The organism is Streptomyces sp. NPDC093591, assembly GCF_044764885.1.
In the GTDB taxonomy this organism is placed as follows: Bacteria; Actinomycetota; Actinomycetes; order Streptomycetales; family Streptomycetaceae; genus Streptomyces.
In genome coordinates this window covers 664,237-683,941 of sequence record NZ_JBIWIY010000002.1, presented here as the reverse complement: position 1 = coordinate 683,941, position 19,705 = coordinate 664,237, and the positions used below count along the sequence as shown (strand labels likewise).

General features: G+C 70.3%; 22 protein-coding genes. 11 read left to right on the top strand and 11 right to left on the bottom strand.

Annotated features, from left to right (window positions below):
• Window positions 1–33 precede the first annotated feature (33 nt).
• The 3 genes from ACIREI_RS06380 (at window position 34) to ACIREI_RS06370 (ending at window position 4,103) form a co-directional block, all read left to right on the top strand.
• Window positions 34–1,470, top strand: coding sequence for an NAD(P)H-hydrate dehydratase (locus tag ACIREI_RS06380; protein WP_403327917.1), 1,437 nt, complete (start codon window positions 34–36; stop codon window positions 1,468–1,470).
• Window positions 1,471–1,510: 40 nt separating this feature from the next.
• Entirely contained in the window at window positions 1,511–2,680 is a 1,170-nt protein-coding gene (locus ACIREI_RS06375; RefSeq protein ID WP_403328065.1) for an FAD-dependent monooxygenase, read from the top strand.
• A gap of 178 nt (window positions 2,681–2,858) precedes the next feature.
• The gene (locus tag ACIREI_RS06370) at window positions 2,859–4,103 is read left to right on the top strand and encodes a hypothetical protein (RefSeq protein ID WP_403327915.1); all 1,245 of its coding nucleotides are present in this window, start codon (window positions 2,859–2,861) and stop codon (window positions 4,101–4,103) included.
• A 1-nt stretch (window position 4,104) separates the two neighbouring features.
• Here the strand turns inward: ACIREI_RS06370 and ACIREI_RS06365 are convergent, their stop codons facing one another.
• A complete protein-coding gene (locus ACIREI_RS06365) occupies window positions 4,105–4,461 on the bottom strand; it encodes an ATP-binding protein (protein WP_403327914.1) in 357 nt (118 codons plus the stop codon).
• A gap of 144 nt (window positions 4,462–4,605) precedes the next feature.
• Between ACIREI_RS06365 and ACIREI_RS06360 the strand changes: the two genes are divergently transcribed.
• Complete coding sequence (locus ACIREI_RS06360) at window positions 4,606–5,460, top strand: helix-turn-helix domain-containing protein (protein ID WP_403327912.1); 855 nt, start codon at window positions 4,606–4,608, stop codon at window positions 5,458–5,460.
• Between the two features lie 10 nt (window positions 5,461–5,470).
• Window positions 5,471–5,692 carry a DUF397 domain-containing protein gene (locus ACIREI_RS06355; RefSeq protein ID WP_403327910.1) on the top strand — a complete coding sequence of 74 codons (222 nt, stop codon included), beginning with the start codon at window positions 5,471–5,473 and terminating at the stop codon, window positions 5,690–5,692.
• On the opposite strand, the gene glmS is transcribed toward ACIREI_RS06355, so the two are convergent.
• The gene (gene glmS / locus ACIREI_RS06350) at window positions 5,653–7,500 is read right to left on the bottom strand and encodes a glutamine--fructose-6-phosphate transaminase (isomerizing) (RefSeq protein WP_403327908.1); all 1,848 of its coding nucleotides are present in this window, start codon (window positions 7,498–7,500) and stop codon (window positions 5,653–5,655) included. The genes ACIREI_RS06355 and glmS overlap by 40 nt on opposite strands.
• A 388-nt stretch (window positions 7,501–7,888) precedes the next feature.
• On the opposite strand from glmS, the gene ACIREI_RS06345 reads away from it, so the two are divergent.
• The gene (locus ACIREI_RS06345) at window positions 7,889–8,065 is read left to right on the top strand and encodes a hypothetical protein (protein WP_403327906.1); all 177 of its coding nucleotides are present in this window, start codon (window positions 7,889–7,891) and stop codon (window positions 8,063–8,065) included.
• A gap of 31 nt (window positions 8,066–8,096) precedes the next feature.
• Here the strand turns inward: ACIREI_RS06345 and ACIREI_RS06340 are convergent, their stop codons facing one another.
• Both ACIREI_RS06340 and ACIREI_RS06335 read right to left on the bottom strand, forming a co-directional pair.
• On the bottom strand, window positions 8,097–8,912 hold the full coding sequence (locus ACIREI_RS06340) for an ABC transporter permease (protein ID WP_403327904.1): 816 nt from the start codon (window positions 8,910–8,912) through the stop codon (window positions 8,097–8,099).
• The gene (locus ACIREI_RS06335; protein WP_403327902.1) at window positions 8,909–9,970 is read right to left on the bottom strand and encodes an ATP-binding cassette domain-containing protein; all 1,062 of its coding nucleotides are present in this window, start codon (window positions 9,968–9,970) and stop codon (window positions 8,909–8,911) included. The genes ACIREI_RS06340 and ACIREI_RS06335 overlap by 4 nt, the downstream gene beginning before the upstream one ends.
• 200 nt (window positions 9,971–10,170) lie before the next feature.
• Between ACIREI_RS06335 and coaA the strand changes: the two genes are divergently transcribed.
• The gene (gene coaA, locus ACIREI_RS06330; protein WP_403327900.1) at window positions 10,171–11,139 is read left to right on the top strand and encodes a type I pantothenate kinase; all 969 of its coding nucleotides are present in this window, start codon (window positions 10,171–10,173) and stop codon (window positions 11,137–11,139) included.
• A 47-nt stretch (window positions 11,140–11,186) separates the two neighbouring features.
• Window positions 11,187–12,134, top strand: a complete 948-nt coding sequence (locus tag ACIREI_RS06325; RefSeq protein WP_403327898.1) for a DUF389 domain-containing protein — start codon at window positions 11,187–11,189, stop codon at window positions 12,132–12,134.
• Here the strand turns inward: ACIREI_RS06325 and ACIREI_RS06320 are convergent.
• The 5 genes from ACIREI_RS06320 to ACIREI_RS06300 form a co-directional block, all read right to left on the bottom strand.
• Entirely contained in the window at window positions 12,131–12,658 is a 528-nt protein-coding gene (locus tag ACIREI_RS06320) for a hypothetical protein (RefSeq protein ID WP_403327896.1), read from the bottom strand. The genes ACIREI_RS06325 and ACIREI_RS06320 overlap by 4 nt on opposite strands.
• Before the next feature lie 197 nt (window positions 12,659–12,855).
• A complete protein-coding gene (gene glmM, locus ACIREI_RS06315; protein ID WP_403327895.1) occupies window positions 12,856–14,214 on the bottom strand; it encodes a phosphoglucosamine mutase in 1,359 nt (452 codons plus the stop codon).
• A gap of 204 nt (window positions 14,215–14,418) precedes the next feature.
• The gene (gene rpsI / locus ACIREI_RS06310; protein WP_403327893.1) at window positions 14,419–14,931 is read right to left on the bottom strand and encodes a 30S ribosomal protein S9; all 513 of its coding nucleotides are present in this window, start codon (window positions 14,929–14,931) and stop codon (window positions 14,419–14,421) included.
• Window positions 14,932–14,973: 42 nt separating this feature from the next.
• Window positions 14,974–15,417, bottom strand: coding sequence for a 50S ribosomal protein L13 (gene rplM, locus ACIREI_RS06305; RefSeq protein WP_030046395.1), 444 nt, complete (start codon window positions 15,415–15,417; stop codon window positions 14,974–14,976).
• A gap of 826 nt (window positions 15,418–16,243) precedes the next feature.
• Complete coding sequence (locus ACIREI_RS06300) at window positions 16,244–16,735, bottom strand: GNAT family N-acetyltransferase (RefSeq protein WP_403327891.1); 492 nt, start codon at window positions 16,733–16,735, stop codon at window positions 16,244–16,246.
• Between the two features lie 103 nt (window positions 16,736–16,838).
• Here ACIREI_RS06300 and ACIREI_RS06295 point away from each other — a divergent pair, with 103 nt between their 5' ends.
• Window positions 16,839–17,519 (top strand): hypothetical protein, encoded by a 681-nt coding sequence (locus tag ACIREI_RS06295; RefSeq protein ID WP_403327889.1) that lies wholly within the window; start codon window positions 16,839–16,841, stop codon window positions 17,517–17,519.
• A 68-nt stretch (window positions 17,520–17,587) separates the two neighbouring features.
• Complete coding sequence (locus ACIREI_RS06290) at window positions 17,588–17,965, top strand: hypothetical protein (RefSeq protein ID WP_403327887.1); 378 nt, start codon at window positions 17,588–17,590, stop codon at window positions 17,963–17,965.
• A gap of 21 nt (window positions 17,966–17,986) precedes the next feature.
• Here the strand turns inward: ACIREI_RS06290 and ACIREI_RS06285 are convergent, their stop codons facing one another.
• Complete coding sequence (locus ACIREI_RS06285) at window positions 17,987–18,406, bottom strand: DUF1992 domain-containing protein (protein WP_403327885.1); 420 nt, start codon at window positions 18,404–18,406, stop codon at window positions 17,987–17,989.
• A 98-nt stretch (window positions 18,407–18,504) separates the two neighbouring features.
• On the opposite strand from ACIREI_RS06285, the gene ACIREI_RS06280 reads away from it, so the two are divergent.
• Complete coding sequence (locus ACIREI_RS06280; RefSeq protein ID WP_403327883.1) at window positions 18,505–18,897, top strand: hypothetical protein; 393 nt, start codon at window positions 18,505–18,507, stop codon at window positions 18,895–18,897.
• 19 nt (window positions 18,898–18,916) lie between these two features.
• Here ACIREI_RS06280 and ACIREI_RS06275 read toward each other — a convergent pair whose 3' ends face one another.
• Window positions 18,917–19,588 carry an O-methyltransferase gene (locus ACIREI_RS06275; protein ID WP_403327881.1) on the bottom strand — a complete coding sequence of 224 codons (672 nt, stop codon included), beginning with the start codon at window positions 19,586–19,588 and terminating at the stop codon, window positions 18,917–18,919.
• Between the last annotated feature and the right edge of the window lie 117 nt (window positions 19,589–19,705).

The following is a 19,705-nucleotide window of genomic DNA, read 5'->3' as shown; positions in this document are numbered from 1 at the left end:
ACGAGCCTTGCCGGGTACGGGAGACTCGGTCGCATGCGGAGTGCGTACAGCGTGGAGACGGTAAGGGCGGCCGAACGGGAGCTGATGGCACGGCTTCCGGACGGGACGCTGATGCAACGGGCGGCGGCCGGACTCGCCGCCGCCTGCGCGGATCTGCTGGGCCGGGTGTACGGCAGCCGGATCGTCCTGCTGGTCGGCAGCGGCGACAACGGCGGCGACGCCCTGTACGCCGGGGCCCGACTGGCCAGGCGCGGGGCGGGAGTCACGGCGGTGCTGCTGATGCCCGGGCGGGCGCACGCCGGGGGCCTCGCGGCACTGCGTCGGGCGGGCGGCCGGGCGGTGGGGGTCGAGGCCGCCGAGGAGTTGATCGAGCGCGCGCATCTGGTCGTCGACGGGATCGTCGGGATCGGCGGCAAGGGCGGGCTACGTCAGGAGGCGGTACCGCTGGCCGACGCGGTGGCCCGATCGAGGGCGGCCGTGGTCGCCGTGGACCTGCCGAGCGGTGTGGACGTCGACACGGGCGAGGTACGCGGCCGGGCACTGCGGGCCGATCTGACGGTCACCTTCGGCACGCACAAGCCGGGGCTGCTGATCGATCCTGCGCGGGAGTACGCCGGGGTGGTGCGGCTGGTGGACATCGGTCTGGCGCTGCCTAACGACGCGGTGGAGCTGGAGGCGCTGCAACACGCGGACGTGGCGGCGCTGTTGCCGCTGCCGGTGGCGGAGACGGACAAGTACCGGCGCGGGGTCGTCGGCATCGCTGCGGGATCGGCGAGGTATCCGGGCGCGGCCGTACTGGCCGTGGCGGGGGCGCTGCGGGGCGGGGCGGGCGCCGTACGGTACGTCGGTCCCGCCGGGGACGCGGTGATCGCGCGGTTCCCCGAGACGCTGGTGTCGGACCGGGGACCGAAGAGGGCCGGACGCGTGCAGGCCTGGGTCGTCGGCCCCGGCGCCGGGGACGACGCGGCGACCGTGGCGGAGGTGCTGGCGACGGACGTCCCGGTGCTGATCGACGCGGACGGGCTGCGGCTGGCGGACGCGGACGCGGTACGGGGCCGTACGGCACCGACCCTGATGACCCCGCACGCCGGGGAGGCGGCGGCGCTGCTCGGGGTGGCACGGGAGGAGGTCGAGGGGGCTCGGCTGGCTTCGGTACGGGAGTTGGCGGCGCGTTATGCGGCGACCGTGCTGTTGAAGGGGTCGACGACCTTGGTGGCCGACGCCGGGGGCGCGGGCCCGGTCCGGGTGAACCCGACGGGCACGTCCTGGCTGGCCACGGCCGGGAGCGGCGACGTGCTGTCGGGATTGGCGGGATCGCTGCTGGCGACCGGGCTCCCGGCGCTGGATGCTGCGAGCGTGGCGGCGTACCTCCATGGCCTCTCGGCGAGGTTCGCGGCGGACGGGGCGCCGGTGGGGGCGCATGACGTGGCCGAGGGAATTCCGGGGGCCTGGCGGGATGTACGGGGATGACGGGTACAAGGAGCGCGCGTTACGACGTCGACGTCCTGCCATCCGGGCGATCGTCGTGGGAGCGGGCATCGGCGGACTGGCCGCGTCGCTGAGCCTGCGCCGGGCGGGCGTCGAGGTGACGCTGGTCGAGCAGACGGCGCGCTTCACGGAGGTCGGCGCCGGAATCCAGCTGGCGCCCAACGCCACGCGGGAGCTGCGCCGGCTGAACGTGCTGGCCGCGGTCGCCGCACAGGCCGCCCGCCCCGCCCACGTGAGCTTCCGCACCTGGTCGGACGGGTCGGAGATCTGCCGCTACGCCCTGGGCCGCGAGGCCGAGGACGAGTTCGGGGCGCCGTACCTGGTGGTCCACCGGGCGGATCTGCACCGAGCGCTGGCCGCCGCGGTGCCGCCGGAGTCGGTACGCCTGGACACGGTGGTCGTCGGAATCGACCAGGACGACGACTGCGCCCACGTGACGACGGCGAGCGGCGAGCGCCTGACCGCAGACCTCGTGGTGGCGGCGGACGGCATCCGGTCCGCCGCCCGCCAGTGGCTCTTCGGCGAGGACGAGGTGGTCTTCTCGGGAACGGCCGCCTACCGAGCCCTGCTCCCCTCGGCCGAGGTGACCGACCTGGACCTGCCCCCGCTGGCCGTCTGGCTCGGCCCGGACCGGCACTTCGTCCACTACTGGGTGCGGCGCGGCGAACTGCTCAACGTGGTGGCCGTGTTCAGCACGGAGGAGGCGGCACAGGAATCCTGGACCGCTCAGGCCGAACCCGGCGAGCAACTGCGCGAGTTCGCCGACTGGGACCCCCGGGTGCTGAGCGTCCTCGAACGCGCCGGCCGGGTGCACCGCTACGGCATCCACACCCGCACCCCGCTCAAGCGCTGGAGCCAGGGCCGCGTGACCCTCCTCGGCGACAGCGCCCACGCGATGGTCCCGTTCCAGGCCCAGGGCGCGGCCCAGGCGATCCTGGACGCGGCGGTACTGGGCGACGCCCTCACGGACGCGACGCCGGCCGACGTACCCGACGCCCTGGACCGCTACGTCCGCCGACGGCTGGCGGGCGCCACGAGCATGCAGGCCCGTTCCGCCCGGGCGGGCAGCGAGTTCCACCTGCCGGACGGCCCGGAGGCCGAAGCGCGGAACGCCCGCATGGCGGCGTACGCGGCGGAGCACAGGTTCATGCCGCAGGCGACGGCGTGGAGGGCCAAAGCCTTGGACGATTAGCCCCGACGGTGACCACGTGAGGCTGGGAAAGATGCCGACTGCTGAGGCTTTTGTCGGCTACCCTCCCCGGATGCATGACATAAGCACGCGATCATTAACTCCGCGAACCGGCGGCCGGACGGTTGCCCGACGTCTGGCAGCCCTGGCCGTCGGCCTGGCCTCCCTTGCCGCCGGACTCGTGACAGCCCAACCGGCCGCCGCCGCGAGCGGGCTGACCGCGGTGCCCCACAGCGATCTCAAACTGTCCCTGAACGCGGAGAAGGACTTCCGCGCACTCGGCGCGGCGGTCCAGGGCGTGGAGTCCCAGTCCGGCGCGGTGAGCAAGGTGAGCGCGCTGAGGGTCGCGCAGTCCGGGCAGCACACCGGTCAGGCCAGCCTCTGCCACAACACCGGCCTGGACGGCTCGCTCAAGTACGACGGGTTCTGCTGGGACAAGGCCGACGACACCTCCAACAGCTGGAGCACCGCCGGTGGTTGGACCCCGCAGGGTCTGACGGGTTCCCACGACGCGTCTCCGTCCGGGACCGTCGACGGCCATCACCTCTATATGGCCTCCTGGTACTGGGGCAACGGGGGCGGCCCCAACGATCGCAACAAGTTCGCCCGGATCAGCATCGCTGAATCCAAGGGCACTTCGGTGACGTACGGCCACGTCCTGCTGGTCCGGCCCACCGGGCAGGGGGCGAGTGCCAACTTCGTGCCGGTCGAGCATGTCCACGCCGACGGTGTCGTCTGGTACGGCAACAAGCTCTTCGTCGCCAACGGCGGCGAACTCCAGGTCTACGACATGCGCCACCTGTGGAAGATGGACAGCCGCAGCGAGCGTACGGGCATCGTGAACGGGGTGTCATCCGCCCGTTGGCACGACTACGCCCTGCCCATGGTGGCCCGCTACCAGACAGTCCCACAGGACACGAGCGTGCGCGCGTGCGCCCCCGCCACGGGCGACAAGCCCTGCCTGAGCTCCCTCAGCCTGGACCGCAGCAAGACCCCGGACGCGCTCGTCTCCGGTGAATACCGCGAGCACGATGCCCGCGGCGGCGGGCGCATCATCCGCTGGAACCTGAATGCCGCTACGGCTCTGCCCGAGGCGGACGGTGGCGCGAGCGTCGGCAGTGCCACCGCCGACGCGGCCTACTCGAGCCCCGTGTGGCAGATGCAGGGCGTCGCGACCGACGGCACCTACTACTACATGAGTGGCGAGTGCCCGAAGGGCTGGGTTCCGGATCCCCCCAACAATGACTCCTACTCCTGCATCCACCGGGCCAAGGTGGGAGCCGAGCCGCATGTACTCACGAAGTCCCCGCCACTCACCCAGAACCTCTCCTACGCTCCCTCGTCCGGGCGGTTGTGGGGACTGAACGAGAGGATCAACACCAGCAACGGCAAGCGGGTCGTCTTCTCCCTCGACCCCACGCCCTGACTCACGCCGCGGAAGTCAGCTCGCACCACACGTACTTACCGCGGTTCCCGTCCCTGGTCAGCGGCTGCCACCCCCACAGGTCGGCACACGCCCGGACCAGCGCCAGCCCTCGCCCCTCCTCGGCCTCCCCGAGCCGCGTCAGCTCCTGCGGCGGCTCGGGAGGTTCGGGATCGGCGTCCCACGCCCCGATGCGCAGCACCCCGGCCGCCCAGCGAACACGCAGGGCGGCCGGTCCCTTGGTGTGGCGTACGGCGTTGGCGACCAGCTCGGTGGCGAGGAGTTCAGCGGTGTCCGCGAGGCCGATGAGGCCGTGCATGGTGAGGATGAGCCGGAGGGTGCGGATTGCCGCGGCCGTCATGGCAGGACGGAGCGGGGTGCACTTCCGCAGCGTGTGCGTTACATCACTGACGGTAGACCTCAATTTATACGTCCATCAAGCGGATCGCGTAATCTGACCCAGAACGAGTCGCGCTCACAGGCGCGTTGAACCGGGGAGCAGTCCATGGCGGGGTTGAGGCGCGAACCAACAGCACGCCAGCTTCGCCTGGGCGTCGAACTGCGCAGACTTCGTGACGCAGCAGGCCTCACAGGCCGAGAAGCGGCAGCATCGCTCGGGGTGAGCTCCGCTCAGATCAACCACATCGAGTCCGGCCTCACCGGCGTGAGCGAGGAGCGCCTGCGCCGCCTAGCAGCGAACTACGCCTGCACCGACGAGGAGCTGATCTCGGCGCTGGTAGCCATCGCGACCAACCGAGCCAAGGGCTGGTGGGAGGAATTCCGAGGGGCGCTGCCTACCCCCTTCCTCGACCTGGCAGAGCTGGAGCACCACGCCACGTTTCTACGAGAGATCCAGTTCCTGTACATCCCCGGCCCCCTCCAGACGGAGGACTACGCGCGCTCGATCTTCTCCGACCGGATTCCCAAACTCCCCAACAGTGAGCTGGAGTTGCGAGTACGACACCGCATGCAGCGCAAGGCGATCCTCGAAGAGACCGACCCCACACCGTACGAAGCGGTCATCCACGAAGCGGCTCTGCGTATCCGCGTCGGCGACCGCGCTGCCTCCCGGGCCCAGCTCGCTGCACTCCTCGACCTCTCCGAGGCGGACCACGTGACCGTGCGAGTCATCCCCTTCGACCTGGACGGCTTCGGCGGGTCCTGGACGGCCATGATGCTGGCGGGCGGCGCTGTACCCAAATTGGACACCGCCGTACGCGACGCGCCTCACGCCGCGGCCTTCATCGACTCGGAGGCCCAGCTGGGCGTCCTTAGAACGCTCTTCCGTAGGGTAGAAGCGGCGTCACTCGAACCCGAGCGGTCGCGCGACCTCATCCACAGGCTGGCCAAAGAGCTGTGAGGCACCCCTCATGAACATCCCCGACAACTGGCGGAAGTCGTCCTACTCCGGTGCCGGGGACGGCAACTCCTGCGTAGAGATAGCGAACGCTCCCACCCACATCGCCATCCGCGACTCAAAGGCCCCGGCCCGGGCAACCCTCACCTTCCCGACCGGAGCCTTCACCGCCTTCCTCGACGACCTGAAGTCGGCTCACTCCACCGTGACCGACTTCGCCAGGTTCCGAGGCTGATCCACCTCGTTCCCCCGGGCGGTGGCCAGCTCGCACGCGAAGACCTGAAGCGGCACCGTAGCCACCAGCGGCTGAAGCAAAGTCGGAGTCGCCGGAATCCAGATCAAGTGATCCGCATACGGCACCACCGCCTCATCCCCCTCCTCCGCGATCACGATCGTCCGAGCCCCCCGAGCCCGAATCTCCTGGATGTTGGACACGATCTTGTCGTGCAGCACAGACCGTCCCCGAGGCGAAGGCACGACCACCACCACCGGCAGATCGTCCTCGATGAGGGCGATCGGTCCGTGCTTCAACTCCCCCGCCGCAAACCCCTCGGCGTGCATATAGGCGAGTTCCTTCAGCTTGAGCGCACCTTCCAGCGCCACCGGATACCCCACGTGCCGGCCGAGGAACAGCACCGTCTTCTTGCGGGCCAGGCTCCGCGCCAGCGCCCGCACCGGCTCCATGGTCTCCAGGACCCGCTCGACCTCGCCGCCGATATGGGCCAGGTCCCGGATCACCGCGTGGATCTCGTCCCCCCACTTGGTGCCCCGCACCTGCCCCAGATACAGCGCGACGAGATAGCAGGCCACGAGCTGGGTCAAAAACGCCTTCGTCGAAGCGACCGCGACCTCCGGCCCGGCGTGCGTGTACAGCACCGCATCCGACTCCCGCGGAATGGTCGACCCGTTGGTGTTGCAGATCGCCAGTACCCGGGCCCCCTGCTCACGGGCATGCCGTAGCGCCATGAGCGTGTCCATGGTCTCGCCGGACTGGGAGATGGCGATGACGAGCGTCTGCTGATCGAGGATCGGATCCCGGTACCGGAACTCGCTCGCCAGCTCCACCTCGCACGGGATCCGCGTCCAGTGCTCGATGGCGTACTTGGCGATCAGCCCGGCGTGGAAGGCCGTACCGCAGGCGACGATGACGACCTTGTCGACTTCCCGCAGCTCGGAGGCGCTGATCCGGACCTCGTCCAGCGTCAGGGAGCCGGCGGCGTCGATGCGCCCCAGCAACGTATCGGCGACCGCCTTGGGCTGCTCGGCGATCTCCTTGAGCATGAAGTAGTCATAGCCCCCCTTTTCCGCGGCGGCGGCATCCCAGTCGACGCGATACGACCGCACATCCGCCGGCCGCCCGTCGAACCCGGTGACGGTCACCCCGTCCCGCCGCAGCTCCACCACCTGATCCTGCCCCAGCTCGATCGCCGACCGCGTGTGGGCGATGAACGCGGCGACGTCCGAGGCGAGAAAGGCCTCACCCTCCCCAACGCCCACCACGAGCGGCGAGTTCCGTCGCGCGCCGACGACCACATCGGGCTCGTCGGCATGCACCGCGACCAGCGTGAAGGCCCCCTCCAGCCGTCGGCACACGAGCCGCATGGCCTCGGCGAGGTCGGCGGTCACCGAGAACTCCTCGGCGAGCAGATGAGCCACGACCTCGGTGTCCGTCTCGGACCCCAGCTCATGCCCCCGCTCCTCCAACTCGGCCCGCAGCCCGGCGAAGTTCTCGATGATCCCGTTGTGCACGACGGCCACGCGCCCGGCGTTGTCGAGGTGCGGATGCGCGTTGGCATCCGTGGGCCCACCGTGCGTGGCCCACCGGGTATGCCCGATCCCCGTGCTCCCCGTCGGCAACGGCCGCTCGGTCAGCTCCTTCTCGAGATTGACGAGCTTGCCCGCCTTCTTCGCGGCCGCCAGTCCCCCGTCCGCCTGCACGGCGACGCCCGCCGAGTCGTATCCCCGGTACTCCAGCCGCTTCAGTCCGGCCATCACGATCTCGAGCGCCGACTGCGACCCCACGTATCCCACGATTCCGCACATGCGCGGCAGCCTACGACCGAAGGAGCGCTCGAAACGGCCTCCCTGTGCCCGATTTCGGAAATTCCCACCGGGGTACGAAGGCTCGACACGCCGGATCAGGCCAGTGAGTAGCCTGCGTACGCCTGGAACCAGGGGGGAGGCGCCTTGAGGGAACCCGGCGAGCTCGGCTTCGTCCACGCTCCGGCGGATGTCCTGGCTGAACGGCGTGCGCCGGCCGAACGCGTGTGCCGGGAGACAAGGCCGGCCGGGCTGAACGCGTTCCTTCGGGAGGGGATGCACACGCCGTACCAGGTGGGCGCGGAAGTCGCTGTCGACCCCGGCGACGACGCGGGGGGGGGGAGGCGTCCTCGTCCACTGGAAACCGGACGAGGCCCTGTGGGACGCCGCGATGGAGAGTCTGCGAGAGGGCCGCCTTGATGCGCCGGAGTTCCTGCACTATGTGGCGGTGTGCACGCGTATACGGAAGGCCGTCACCGCGATCATCCGGTCGGCCGGGATCGACGCCGACACCGAGCAGAACGACCTGGACCCGCTGGAACTCCGCTTGAAACCGAGAGAACCCTGACCGGCCGCCCGCCTTCCGGACACCCCGGCCGCTACGTCTTCGCCCGATAGGCCCGCATGGCCAACGGATAGAACACCAGCGCGATCCCCGCGGCCCACACCAACGACCACAACACCGGCTCCGCGACCGGCCCGCCCAGCAGCAGCCCCCGGAACGCGTCGGACAGATGCGTCACCGGATTGACGTCACTCCACGCCTGCAGCCACCCCGGCATGGTGTCCACCATGACGAACGCGCTGCTGGTGAAGGTGATCGGGAAGATGAGCGTGAAGGCGAAGGCCTGCACCTTCTCCGCGTCCCCCGCCAGCATCCCGATCAGCACGGCGCTCCAGGACACGGCCGCGGCGAACACCACCACCAGCAGCGTGCCGAGCACGAAGCCGTCGAGCCCGCCCGTGACCCGGAACCCGAGCAGCAGCCCGAGGCCGATCATCAACAGCAGCGCCCACACGTGCTTGGCGAGATCCGCGGTGATCCGGCCGATCAGCGGGGCGGAGCGGGCTATCGGCAGGCTGCGCAGCCGGTCGAAGACACCCTTGGTGAGGTCGGTGTTGAGCGCCATCGCCGTGTACATCGTCATGAACAGGGTGTTCTGCACGATGATCCCGGGCAGCGCGTACTTCAGATAGGCCTCCGGCGTTCCGGCCATCTGCCCGCCCAGCACGTACGTGAAGAGGAACACGAACATGATGGGCGTGATGCTGTAGTCGACGAGTTCCAGCGGGTTGTGCTTGACCGCGACCAGGCTCCGCCAGGCCATCGTGAAGGTCTGCCGCAGCCCGTCGAGCGGCCGCACCCGGCCCGACTTGGTGACCGGGGCCGTGATGGTCGTGGTGGTGGCGGTCATGGCCGCGTCACCGCCTTCACCGCCTCCTGACGCCCGGCGCCCTTGTGAGGCTCGGCGTCCTTCTGCGGCTCGGCGCCCTCGCCCTCGTCCCGGACGGCCGCACCCCCGTTGCCCTCGGGTGCGCCGGGCTCGGCCCGGTGACCGGTCAGCGCGAGGAAGACCTCGTCGAGCGACGAGCGGCGCAGGGCGAGTTCACCCACCGCGACCCCCTCACGGTCGAGGGCACGCACGACGGCCGGCATCACCTCGGGGTCCTTCACCGGGGCGGTGATCGTCTCGCCCTCGATCCGCGCCTCCTGCCCGGCGGCCCCCGCCACCAGCAGGTGAGCCCGCGCGAGGTCCTGCTCCGCAAGCGGCCGCAGCTCCAGCACCTGCCCTCCGACCTGCGACTTCAGCTGATCCGGGGTGCCTTCGGCGATCACCCGCCCCTTGTCGATCACCACGATGTCGTCGGCGAGCACATCGGCCTCGTTCAGGTACTGCGTGGTCAGCAGGGCCGTCGCACCGTCCGCGACCAGGCCGCGCAGCAGGTCCCACAGCTCACCGCGGCTGTGCGGATCGAGTCCGGTGGTCGGCTCGTCGAGGAAGAGGATGCTGGGCCGGCCGACGAGGCTGGCCGCGAGATCCAGCCGCCTGCGCATGCCGCCGGAGAAGGTCTTCACGGCCCGCCCGGCCGCGTCCGTCAGCTGGAACCGCTCCAGCAGCTCAGCCGCCCGCGCCCGGGCCTCTCGCCTCGGCAGACCGAGCAGCCGGCCGATGAGCAGCAGGTTCTCCGTGCCGGTCAGGTTCTCGTCCACCGCCGCGTACTGCCCGGTCAGCCCCACCATGGCCCGTACGACCCCGGCCTCCCGGACCACGTCGTGCCCGGCCACCCGCGCCCTGCCCCCATCGGGCCTCAGCAGCGTCGCGAAGATCCGCACCGCCGTCGTCTTCCCCGCCCCGTTGGGCCCCAGCAGCCCGAGCACCGAGCCCTTGCGGGCCCCGAGATCGACACCGGCCAGCGCCTCCGTCTCCTTGAACCGTTTGACCAGACCTTCCGCCTCTATCGCATACGTCATGGGTCACCCCTCGGGGTTCGGTCCAGCGGACCCCGGCCCGGGCCCACCTCTCCCACAACTGTGACCCACGGCACTGACATTCCCCTCCTTGTCCCGTTTCCTCCCGAAAATGACCGAGACAGGGACCCGCGTGACGGATCCCACCTCACCGCCTGTTCGTACTGCCGTAACAATGGACTGTGATCTCTCCGGTCTCCTCGATGCCCCGGAGCGCCCACCGGCAGCGGCCGGAGGCGACTCCCTACGTCGACCTCACCCGCTCGGAGTGGAGCGCGCTGCGCGACAAGACCCCGCTGCCGCTCACCGCGGAGGAGGTGGAGAAGCTGCGCGGCCTGGGCGACGTCATCGACCTCGACGAGGTCCGTGACATCTACCTCCCGCTCTCCCGCCTCCTCAACCTCTACGTGGGAGCCACCGACGGCCTGCGCGGCGCCCTGAACACCTTCCTCGGCGAACAGGGCTCCCAGTCCGGCACCCCGTTCGTCATAGGGGTCGCCGGCTCGGTCGCCGTGGGAAAGTCCACGGTCGCCCGCCTCCTGCAGGCCCTGCTCTCCCGCTGGCCCGAGCACCCGCGCGTCGAGCTGGTGACGACGGACGGCTTCCTGTTGCCCACCAAGGAACTCCAGGCCCGCGGCCTGATGTCGCGGAAAGGTTTCCCCGAGTCCTACGACCGCCGCGCCCTGACCCGTTTCGTCGCCGACATCAAGGCGGGCAAGGACGAGGTCACGGCCCCTGTCTACTCCCACCTGATCTACGACATCGTCCCCGACCAGCGGCTCACGGTCCGCCGTCCCGACATCCTGATCGTCGAGGGCCTGAACGTCCTCCAGCCCGCCCTGCCCGGCAAGGACGGCCGCACCCGGGTGGGCCTCGCGGACTACTTCGACTTCAGCGTGTACGTCGACGCCCGCACCGAGGACATCGAGCACTGGTACCTCAACCGCTTCAAGCGCCTGCGCGAGACCGCCTTCCAGAACCCCTCCTCGTACTTCCGCAAGTACACCCAGGTGTCCGAGGAGGAGGCCCTCGACTACGCCCGCACGATGTGGCGCACCATCAACAAGCCCAACCTGGTGGAGAACATCGCCCCCACCCGAGGCCGCGCCACCCTCGTCGTCCGCAAGGGCCCGGACCACAAGGTCCAGCGCCTGAGCCTGCGCAAGCTGTAGGACCACAGGACCGCGAGGCCGTCGCGCGGGCCTGTTAGAAAGACGTCATGCTGCATCTGCGCCTGATCACCCCGGCCGACAGGACCGACGCCGTGGTCCGCCTGATCGAGAAGACGGTCGGCACCACACACCTCGTCGTACTGCCGGGCGCCGCCCGTAGCCCCTCCGGGGACGTCGTCCTGTGCGACGTGGCGCGCGAGGCGGGTGACGAACTCCTGAGCAAGCTGCAGGAGTTGGACCTCGACGAACACGGTTCCATCGCCGTCGAGAACATCGACCTGTCGCTGTCCAAGCGTGCCGACAAGGCCGAGGCGGAGGCCCCCGGCGAGGGCGCGGACGCGGTGCTGTGGGAGCACCTCACGGACGCGACGCACGAGGAGTCCACCCTCTCCATCACCTACCTCGCCTTCATCACGCTCGCCACGATGATCGCGGCCTGCGGTGTGGTCCTCGACAACGCGATCCTGATCGTGGGCGCGATGGCGGTCGGCCCGGAGTTCGGACCGCTGGCGGGTATCTGCACGGCCGTGGTCCAGCGGGCGCCGCGCCTGGCGCTGCGCTCACTGATCGCCCTGCTGGTCGGCTTCGCCGTGGCGATGGCGGCGACGGTGGGCTTCAGCTACTTCATGGACGCCGTCGGCCTGTTCACCGAGGCCAAACTGGAGGCCGAGCGGCCCAACACGGGCTTCATCTACGCCCCCGACTGGTTCTCCTTCGTCGTGGCGGTCCTCGCCGGCGCCGCCGGCACCCTCTCGCTGACGTCGTCGAAGTCCGGCGCCCTGGTCGGCGTCGCCATCTCGGTGACGACGGTCCCGGCCGCCGCCAACGCCGCCGTGGCCCTGATCTACGACGACGCCAATCAGACCTGGCTCTCCACGGGCCAGCTCCTCCTGAACCTGCTGGGCATCATCCTCGCCGGCACGCTCACGCTCCTGGCCCAGAAGTGGCTCTGGGCCAGGCAGCGCGAGCGTACGGCGAAGGCGGGCAGCGCCTAGGAAGAGATGTAGCGCGCTTCGCAGCCCGTGCCGATCTGGTCACCGGGGTTGGCGAACACCGCGTCGGAACCGAGGCCACAGGTTGTCACGGTGTCGTTGTTGGGCGTGTCGTCGTCCACGCCGATCATGTCGCTGGCGTTGCCGGTCGCCACGGTGTCCCCGCCCGGGCCGGCATCGACGACAGTGCGGATGGCGATGCTCGTCCCGTCGAAACTGTCGCCTTGGTCGCCCAGCCCGACCGAGAGCCGGCTGACGGGCAGGGGGCAGTCGACAGTGTTGAAGTCCACCTGACGGCACCCCGGCCCCGCCACGACGCCCGAGCTGTCCGTGAGCCTGAGATTGACGCCGACGACCGTGGCCGTCACGTTGTTCACGAATCCGGCACGCGCGCTGAGCCCGACGTTGCCGAAAACACGGAACGCAGTGGAGCCGGGGGTCTGCGCGGCGGCCGGGGTGGCGAGCGCGGTGACGAGGAGACCAGTGGCCAGGGCCGGAACGGCCACGCGTTTCAGGGTGCTGCTCACTGTCTTCATGCTGCGTTTCTCACTTCCGTCGAGGGGCTCGCCACGTAGGGGCGGCCTCGACGCCAGTGAAACAACCAGCGATCAACCCGGCACTCTTTGTTACGGCCACGGAGTGACGCACCTCGCGTCGCAGCGGCATGGGGCATCCGAGGCGGAAAGCGGACCTGCGCACCCGCCCCGGACGACGTCCCGCGGCGCTACCCCAGCGCCGACTTCACCGCGTCGGCGAGCCGCCCGGCGACCGACCGTGCCTGGTCGATGTCGGCGGCCTCGACCATCACGCGCACCAACGGCTCGGTCCCCGAAGGCCGAAGCAGCACCCGCCCGGTCTCCCCCAGCTCCCGCTCCGCCTCGGAGACGGCGGCGGCGAGGTCGGCCGAGGTCTTCACCCGCGCCTTGTCCACGTCCGGCACATTGATCAGCACCTGCGGCAGCCGCTCCATCACCGACGCGAGGTCCCGCAGCGTACGCCCGGTCTCGGCGACCCGCGCGGCCAGCATCAGCCCGGTCAGCGTGCCGTCGCCGGTGGTGGCGTGGTCCAGCACGATCACATGGCCGGACTGCTCGCCGCCCAGCGCGTAGCCCTTCTCCTTCATCTCCTCCAGCACATACCGGTCACCGACCGCGGTCTGCACGAGCTGGATGCCCTCGCGTTCCATCGCCAGCTTGAAGCCGAGGTTGGACATGACGGTCGCCACCACGGTGTCGGACCGCAGAGCGGACCGCTCCCGCATCGCCAGCGCGAGCACGGCGAGGATCTGGTCCCCGTCGACCTCCTGGCCCGTGTGGTCCACGGCGAGGCAACGGTCGGCGTCACCGTCGTGCGCGATACCGAGATCCGCACCCTGCTCGACGACGGCGGCCTTCAGCTTGTCCAGGTGCGTGGACCCGCACCCGTCGTTGATGTTGAGCCCGTCCGGCTCGGCACCGATGGTGACGACCTCGGCCCCGGCCCGCGAGAAGGCCTCCGGCGAGACGCCCGCCGCGGCACCGTGCGCCTCGTCGAGAACGATCTTCAGCCCGTCCAGCCGGTTGGGCAGCACCCCGAGCAGATGGCCGACGTACTCCTCGAACCCTTCCTCGTACGACCGCACACGCCCGACCGCCGCACCCGTCGGCCGCTCCCACGGCTCACCGTGCCGGTGCTCGTCGTAGACGGACTCGATACGGTCCTCCAGCTCGTCGGCGAGCTTGTGGCCGCCGCGCGCGAAGAACTTGATGCCGTTGTCGGGCATGGCGTTGTGGCTGGCGGAGAGCATGACACCGAGGTCGGCGCCGAGCGATCCCGTCAGGAAAGCCACCGCCGGCGTCGGCAGCACACCGACCCGCAGCACATCGACGCCCGCACTCGCCAGACCGGCCACCACGGCGGCCTCCAGGAACTCCCCGGACGCACGCGGGTCCCGTCCGACCACCGCTGTCGGCCGGTGGCCCTCGAAGGTGCCCGCCTCGGCCAGTACGTGCGCCGCCGCCACGGACAGACCGAGCGCCATCTCGGCCGTCAGATCCGCGTTGGCGACGCCGCGCACGCCGTCCGTGCCGAAGAGTCGTCCCACTTGTCCTCCTGAGGAAGCGTCAGTTTCCGGAGATCGTCCGATAGTCCCATCGCCCGATCGCACGAGCTGATGAACACAGGGGCACACGAGCACATCAGCCTTTGAACACCTTGTGCCGTTATACGCCCAAGCCTGTGAGAAAACGAACGCCCCGGCGGCACTGTGGCGTGCCGCCGGGGCGTTCGGACGTACAGGCAGCGAAGCTTAGCGCTTGCTGTACTGCGGGGCCTTGCGGGCCTTCTTCAGACCGGCCTTCTTGCGCTCGACCGCACGGTCGTCGCGCTTGAGGAAGCCGGCCTTCTTCAGCGCGCCGCGGTTGTTGTCGACGTCGGCCTCGTTCAGCGCGCGGGCGACACCGAGACGGAGCGCACCGGCCTGGCCGGAGACACCGCCACCGGCGATGCGGGCGATGACGTCGTAGCGACCCTCGAGCTCAAGAACCTTGAACGGCTCGTTGACCTCCTGCTGGTGCACCTTGTTCGGGAAGTAGTCCTCGAGCGTACGCCCGTTGATCTTCCACTTGCCGGTGCCCGGCACGATGCGAACGCGCGCGATGGCGTTCTTGCGACGACCCAGGCCAGCGGCGGGCTGGGGCTCACCGAAGCGCGAGGCGAGGGACTCGGAGGTGTACTCACCCTCCACCGGAACCTCGGACTCGGTGGTGTAGCTGTCGATGTCAAGCTCTTCGAGCGGCTGCTCGGCAGTGGTCTCGGCCACGATTCTCCTCAGATTCTCTTCAGTCTTAGGGGGTGGCCGGACTTACTGCGCGACCTGGGTGATCTCGTACGGCTGCGGCTGCTGCGCGCCGTGCGGGTGCTGGTCACCCTTGTAGACCTTCAGCTTCGAGAGCATCTGACGGCCCAGAGTGTTCTTGGGGAGCATGCCCTTGACGGCCTTCTCGATGGCCTTCTCGGGGTTCTTGTCGAGGAGCTCGTCGTAACGGACGGAGCGCAGACCACCCGGGTAGCCGGAGTGGCGGTACGCCATCTTCTGGGTCCGCTTGTTGCCGGACAGGTGCACCTTGTCGGCGTTGATGATGATGACGAAGTCACCGGTGTCGACGTGGGGCGCGTAGATCGGCTTGTGCTTGCCCCGCAGGATGGAGGCGGCGGTGCTGGCGAGACGACCCAGGACAACGTCCTGAGCGTCAATGACGTGCCACTGGCGCGTCACATCGCCGGGCTTGGGGCTGTACGTACGCACGGTTCGTAGCCTTCGCTTCGAGTGAATGGTCCTGAACAGGTCACCGAAACGATCACGACAGCCTGGACCGCACGGCGGCGACGCATACCGCGTACGTGGGGTCGCTGGTCATCGGCCCGGTGGACCGGTGTAAGGGCCCGTCCCGTGAGAATGAGCAAGCCAATACACAACGAACATGCAGGATACCTGCGGCGCCCACGCCGGGTCAAAATGGCTTGGCACGGCAGACCACTGCTGTCCGCCCCCAGCGTATCCGCCCCACCCGAACGCCCCCGCCCCCAGACCCCCACTCGGGCTCTGAACAGGCCTCGCCCTCAAACGCCGGACGCGAGACAGTGCGGGCCGGCGGGTAGGGAAGCCCGACGACTCACCGGCACCGAACAGCTGGGGCCACCAGGACCGGGGGGGGCGGGCCGGGCGCGGGGGGGGGGGGGGGGGGGGGGGGGGGGGGGGGGGGGGCGGGGCGGGGGGGCGGGGGGGGGGGGCGCCCGCGGGGGGGGCGGGGGGGGGGGGGGGGGGGGGGGGCGGCCGGCGCGGCCGGCCCCCCCCCCCCCCCCCCCCCCCCCCCCCCCCCCCCCCCCCCCCCCGGCCCCTTCCCGCCGTACGCGGGTGCGGGCCCGCGCAGCTGCATGCCATTGCCGGTCGGCCACCGCAGCCCGCGTAGCCGCGTAGCTGCGGGCAGTCGTGCCGCTGGGGCGGCACGGGTGGGCGCAGCGGCACCCCGTAGCGCCGGGCTGCGCGACCCGCCCCCGCCCAGCGCCCACGCCGGGCAACCCGACAGCGAACGGCGCCTGTGACCCGGCCCGGCTGACGCAGTCGTCCCGTGTCAGTGCAGGGGCTTGGTGAACCAGTGCTCGGCGTAGAGGTCGTCGTTGTGGGGGGACGTTTCCTCGTAGCCGAGGCTTGTGTAGAGGGCGCGGGCCTCTGTCAGGTCGTGGCGGGTGTCGAGGATCACGCGGGTGGCTCCGAGGGATCGGGCCGTGGTCTCGGCGGCCCGGACGAGGGCCTGGCCGCCTCCCTTGCCGCGCATCGGCCCGTGGACGAACACCCGCTTCAGCTCCGCCGTGTCCGCGTCCACGAGGCGTACGCCCGCTGAACCGGCCGGCTCCCCCGCGTAGCGGGCCACCAGCAACGTGCCTTTCGGGGGCCGGAGTTCGTCCCAGGTGTGCGCGGCGATCTCGCGGTCCAGCTCGGCCGGGTCGGTGCGGCGTCCCTCGTGCAGGAGGTAGTAGCGGTCGCTGACCTCCGTGTAGTACGCCCGCCACAGGGTGGTGGCGGCGGGGGAGTCGGGGGGTTCCGGGGCGACGGTCCAGGTCATGCCGGACATTGTCGGAGGGGGAGCCGGCGGGTCCGCAAGCGAATATGGGTCGGACGCACCACGGGGGCTGTTTGAGGGGTGCCTTCCGGGCAACCCGGCAGATATGTCCACAGGTGTGATCATTCTGATCGTGATTGCGGCGGTCGTCGTCGTGCTCGGCGCGGCCGTCCTGGCCCTGCGCGCTCGGGGTGCGCAGGGCAGCCGGGGTCTGAAGCGGCGCTTCGGGCCCGAATACGAGCGGGCCGTGGCCCGGCACGACGGAGACGCCAAGGCCGCCGAGCGCGAGCTCGCCCAGCGGGTGGAGCGGCACGGCGGGCTGCGGGAGCGCCCGCTGGAGCCGGTCGAACTCGAGCGGTTCGAGGCCCGCTGGACGGCGGCCCAGGAACGCTTCGTCGACTCGCCGAAGGAGGCCGTCGACGAGGCGGACCGGCTGCTCGCCGACGTGGCGCGGGCCCGGGGTTTCCCGGACGGCGCGCAGTACGAGGAGCAGCTCGCGGCCCTGTCCGTGCATCACGCGGACCATGTGCAGGGCTACCGGCACGTGCACCGCGTCGCACACGCGCGCGTGGGCGGCGCGCAGGAAGGCGGTGGGCCCGGTACGGAGGAGATGCGCGAGGCCATGATCGAGGCCCGGGACCTGTTCGAGGACCTCACGGCCCCGGTCGAGCGTCACCGCAGGGAGCCCCACGAGTCCCGGAGGGACACCGGCGGGTCCACCCGCACCGACGGCCACCGCGGCCATCTGCCGTGGACGTTCTCAGGACGTCACGCGAAGGGGAGTTGAGTGAGATGACGGACGCGATGCCCGGCAGGGAACCTGACTACCAGCCGGCGAGGAGCGGGCCCGGGGGCGTGCCCACCGGTGGGACGGAGCAAGGCGGCGCCGAGTCGCGCGTCATGACGCCGGGCGGGATCGACACGGAGAGCGGGCACGAGGACGCGCCGCTGTTCCCGCACGACGAGTCCGACAAGTTCGAGCTGCAGCTGCAGCACGCGGTCTCCGGTTTCGTCGACGGTCCTCGGGCCGCCGTCGAGGAGGCCGACCATGTTCTGGAAGAGCTCACCGGCCGCTTGACGGAGGCGGTGGCGCAGCGCCGCCGCACGCTGCGTGGGTCCTGGCAGTCCATGGACGTGGCCGAGGACGAGCCCGGTTCGTCCACCGACACCGAGCAGCTTCGGATTGCTCTGCGCGACTACCGCGAGCTGGCGGAACGGCTGCTGCACGTCTGAGCCGTCCGACCGGGAATCGTTCTACCGGTCATCGTTCGCCGCCGTCCGGCGCTCCCGCCACTGGCTTACGACCTCTTCCACGTCGTACGGCCTGCGGCCCAGGGGAGGGCCGGGCGGCGGCTTCAGCAGCATGTCGCGGATCTTGACGTTCACGTCCGTGATGATCTTCCGGACGATCTGTTCGCTGGGGGCCGCGTAGGCCGCCGTCAGGGCGTCCTCGGCCTCCTTGCGCAGGGCCAGGGCCGGGGGCAGGACCGACAGGCCCTCGCGGGCCATCTTGCGCTTGACCCACCACAGTTCGTCGTACGGGGATTCCAGGTCGTTCGGCAGGGGTTTGCCGGCTCCGGGCAGTCTGTCGAAGTCGCCGCGCGCTTGCGCGTCGTGGATCTGCTTGTCGACCCAGGACTCGAACGGAACACCGGGGGGCTTTCGCTCGGTCATGAGTTCATTGTGCCGGACGCGGCGGTGCCGGGCGATTTATCATGCGGCGTCGGTGGCCAAAACGGCTGTCGTACAAGGACGTTTCAGGAGGAACGCACGTGCTCGAACTCACCATGGCCGCCGTGTCCGCGGCGGACGAGGGTGCCACGGCCGGCATGCTCATGGCCGACGCGCCCAGCGAGCCGGGTGCCGTGCTGCGGGTGGGCCGGGACAAGACGGTGTGCCGGCTCTCGACGCCGGACGACTGGCTGTTCGTGTCGCGGGTCCACCTGGAGTTCCTGTGCGGTCCGGACGGTGGGTGGCAGGTGAGCTGGCTGCGCGGCTCGCAGGCCGACCCGTCCTCCGAGGTGCGGCTGACCGTGGGGGAGTACGCCCAGCCGATCGGCTACGGCCAGACGGTGCCGCTGCCCAGGGGCGGCAGCGGCGAGATCGTCATCCAGGACCGTACGGCGCCGCGCAGCGTCAACGTCGGTTTCTATCAGGAGGCTTGAGCGGCGAGGGGGCGGTGGCTCACGCCAGCACCCGCGCCAGCGCGAAGCCGTCGTAGCCCTTGCTGCCCACCGTCTGGATCGCCGTGCCGCTCAACCTCGGGTGGCTGCCGATCAGTTCGATGGCGGCGCGGGTGCCCCGGACGTCCGGCGCGGAGCTGTCCGCGTCGGCGACCCGGCCCCCGCGCACCACGTTGTCCACCACGACCAGGCTGCCGGTGCTGGTGAGTCTGAGGGCCCAGTCGACGTAGTGCGGGTTGTTGGCCTTGTCCGCGTCGATGAAGACCAGGTCGAAGGGTGCCGGGTTCTCGTCGGCCAGCTTCGGCAGCGACTCCAGGGCCGGGCCGACCCGCACCTCGACGACCTTGTCCAGCCCCGCCCGCGCGATGTTGCGGGTGGCGACCTCGGCGTGCTTGGGGCTGTACTCCAGCGAGATCAGGCGGCCGTCGGCGGGCAGGGCGCGGGCCAGCCAGATGGTGCTGTAGCCGCCGAGGGTGCCGATCTCCAGGATGTTGCGGGCGCCCTGGATCTCGGCCAGGAGCTGGAGGAACTTTCCCTGCGGCGCGGTGACGTTGACGTGCGGGAGCTCGGCCGCGTCGCTGTCGCGCAGGGCGGCCTGGAGGGTGTCGTCCTCGGGTGCGAGGTGGGCGGAGAAGTACTCGTCGACGTCGTCCCAGAGCTGCGACTCGCTCATCGCCTTGCCTTTCGTATGGCTAGTTAGAAGCGGTAAGTAGAAGCGCTAACTAGATTTCCTAACGAATATAGTCGCGTGCCCCGTTCCCTGCCGGGGATTTCTTTCGTCGGGCATTTC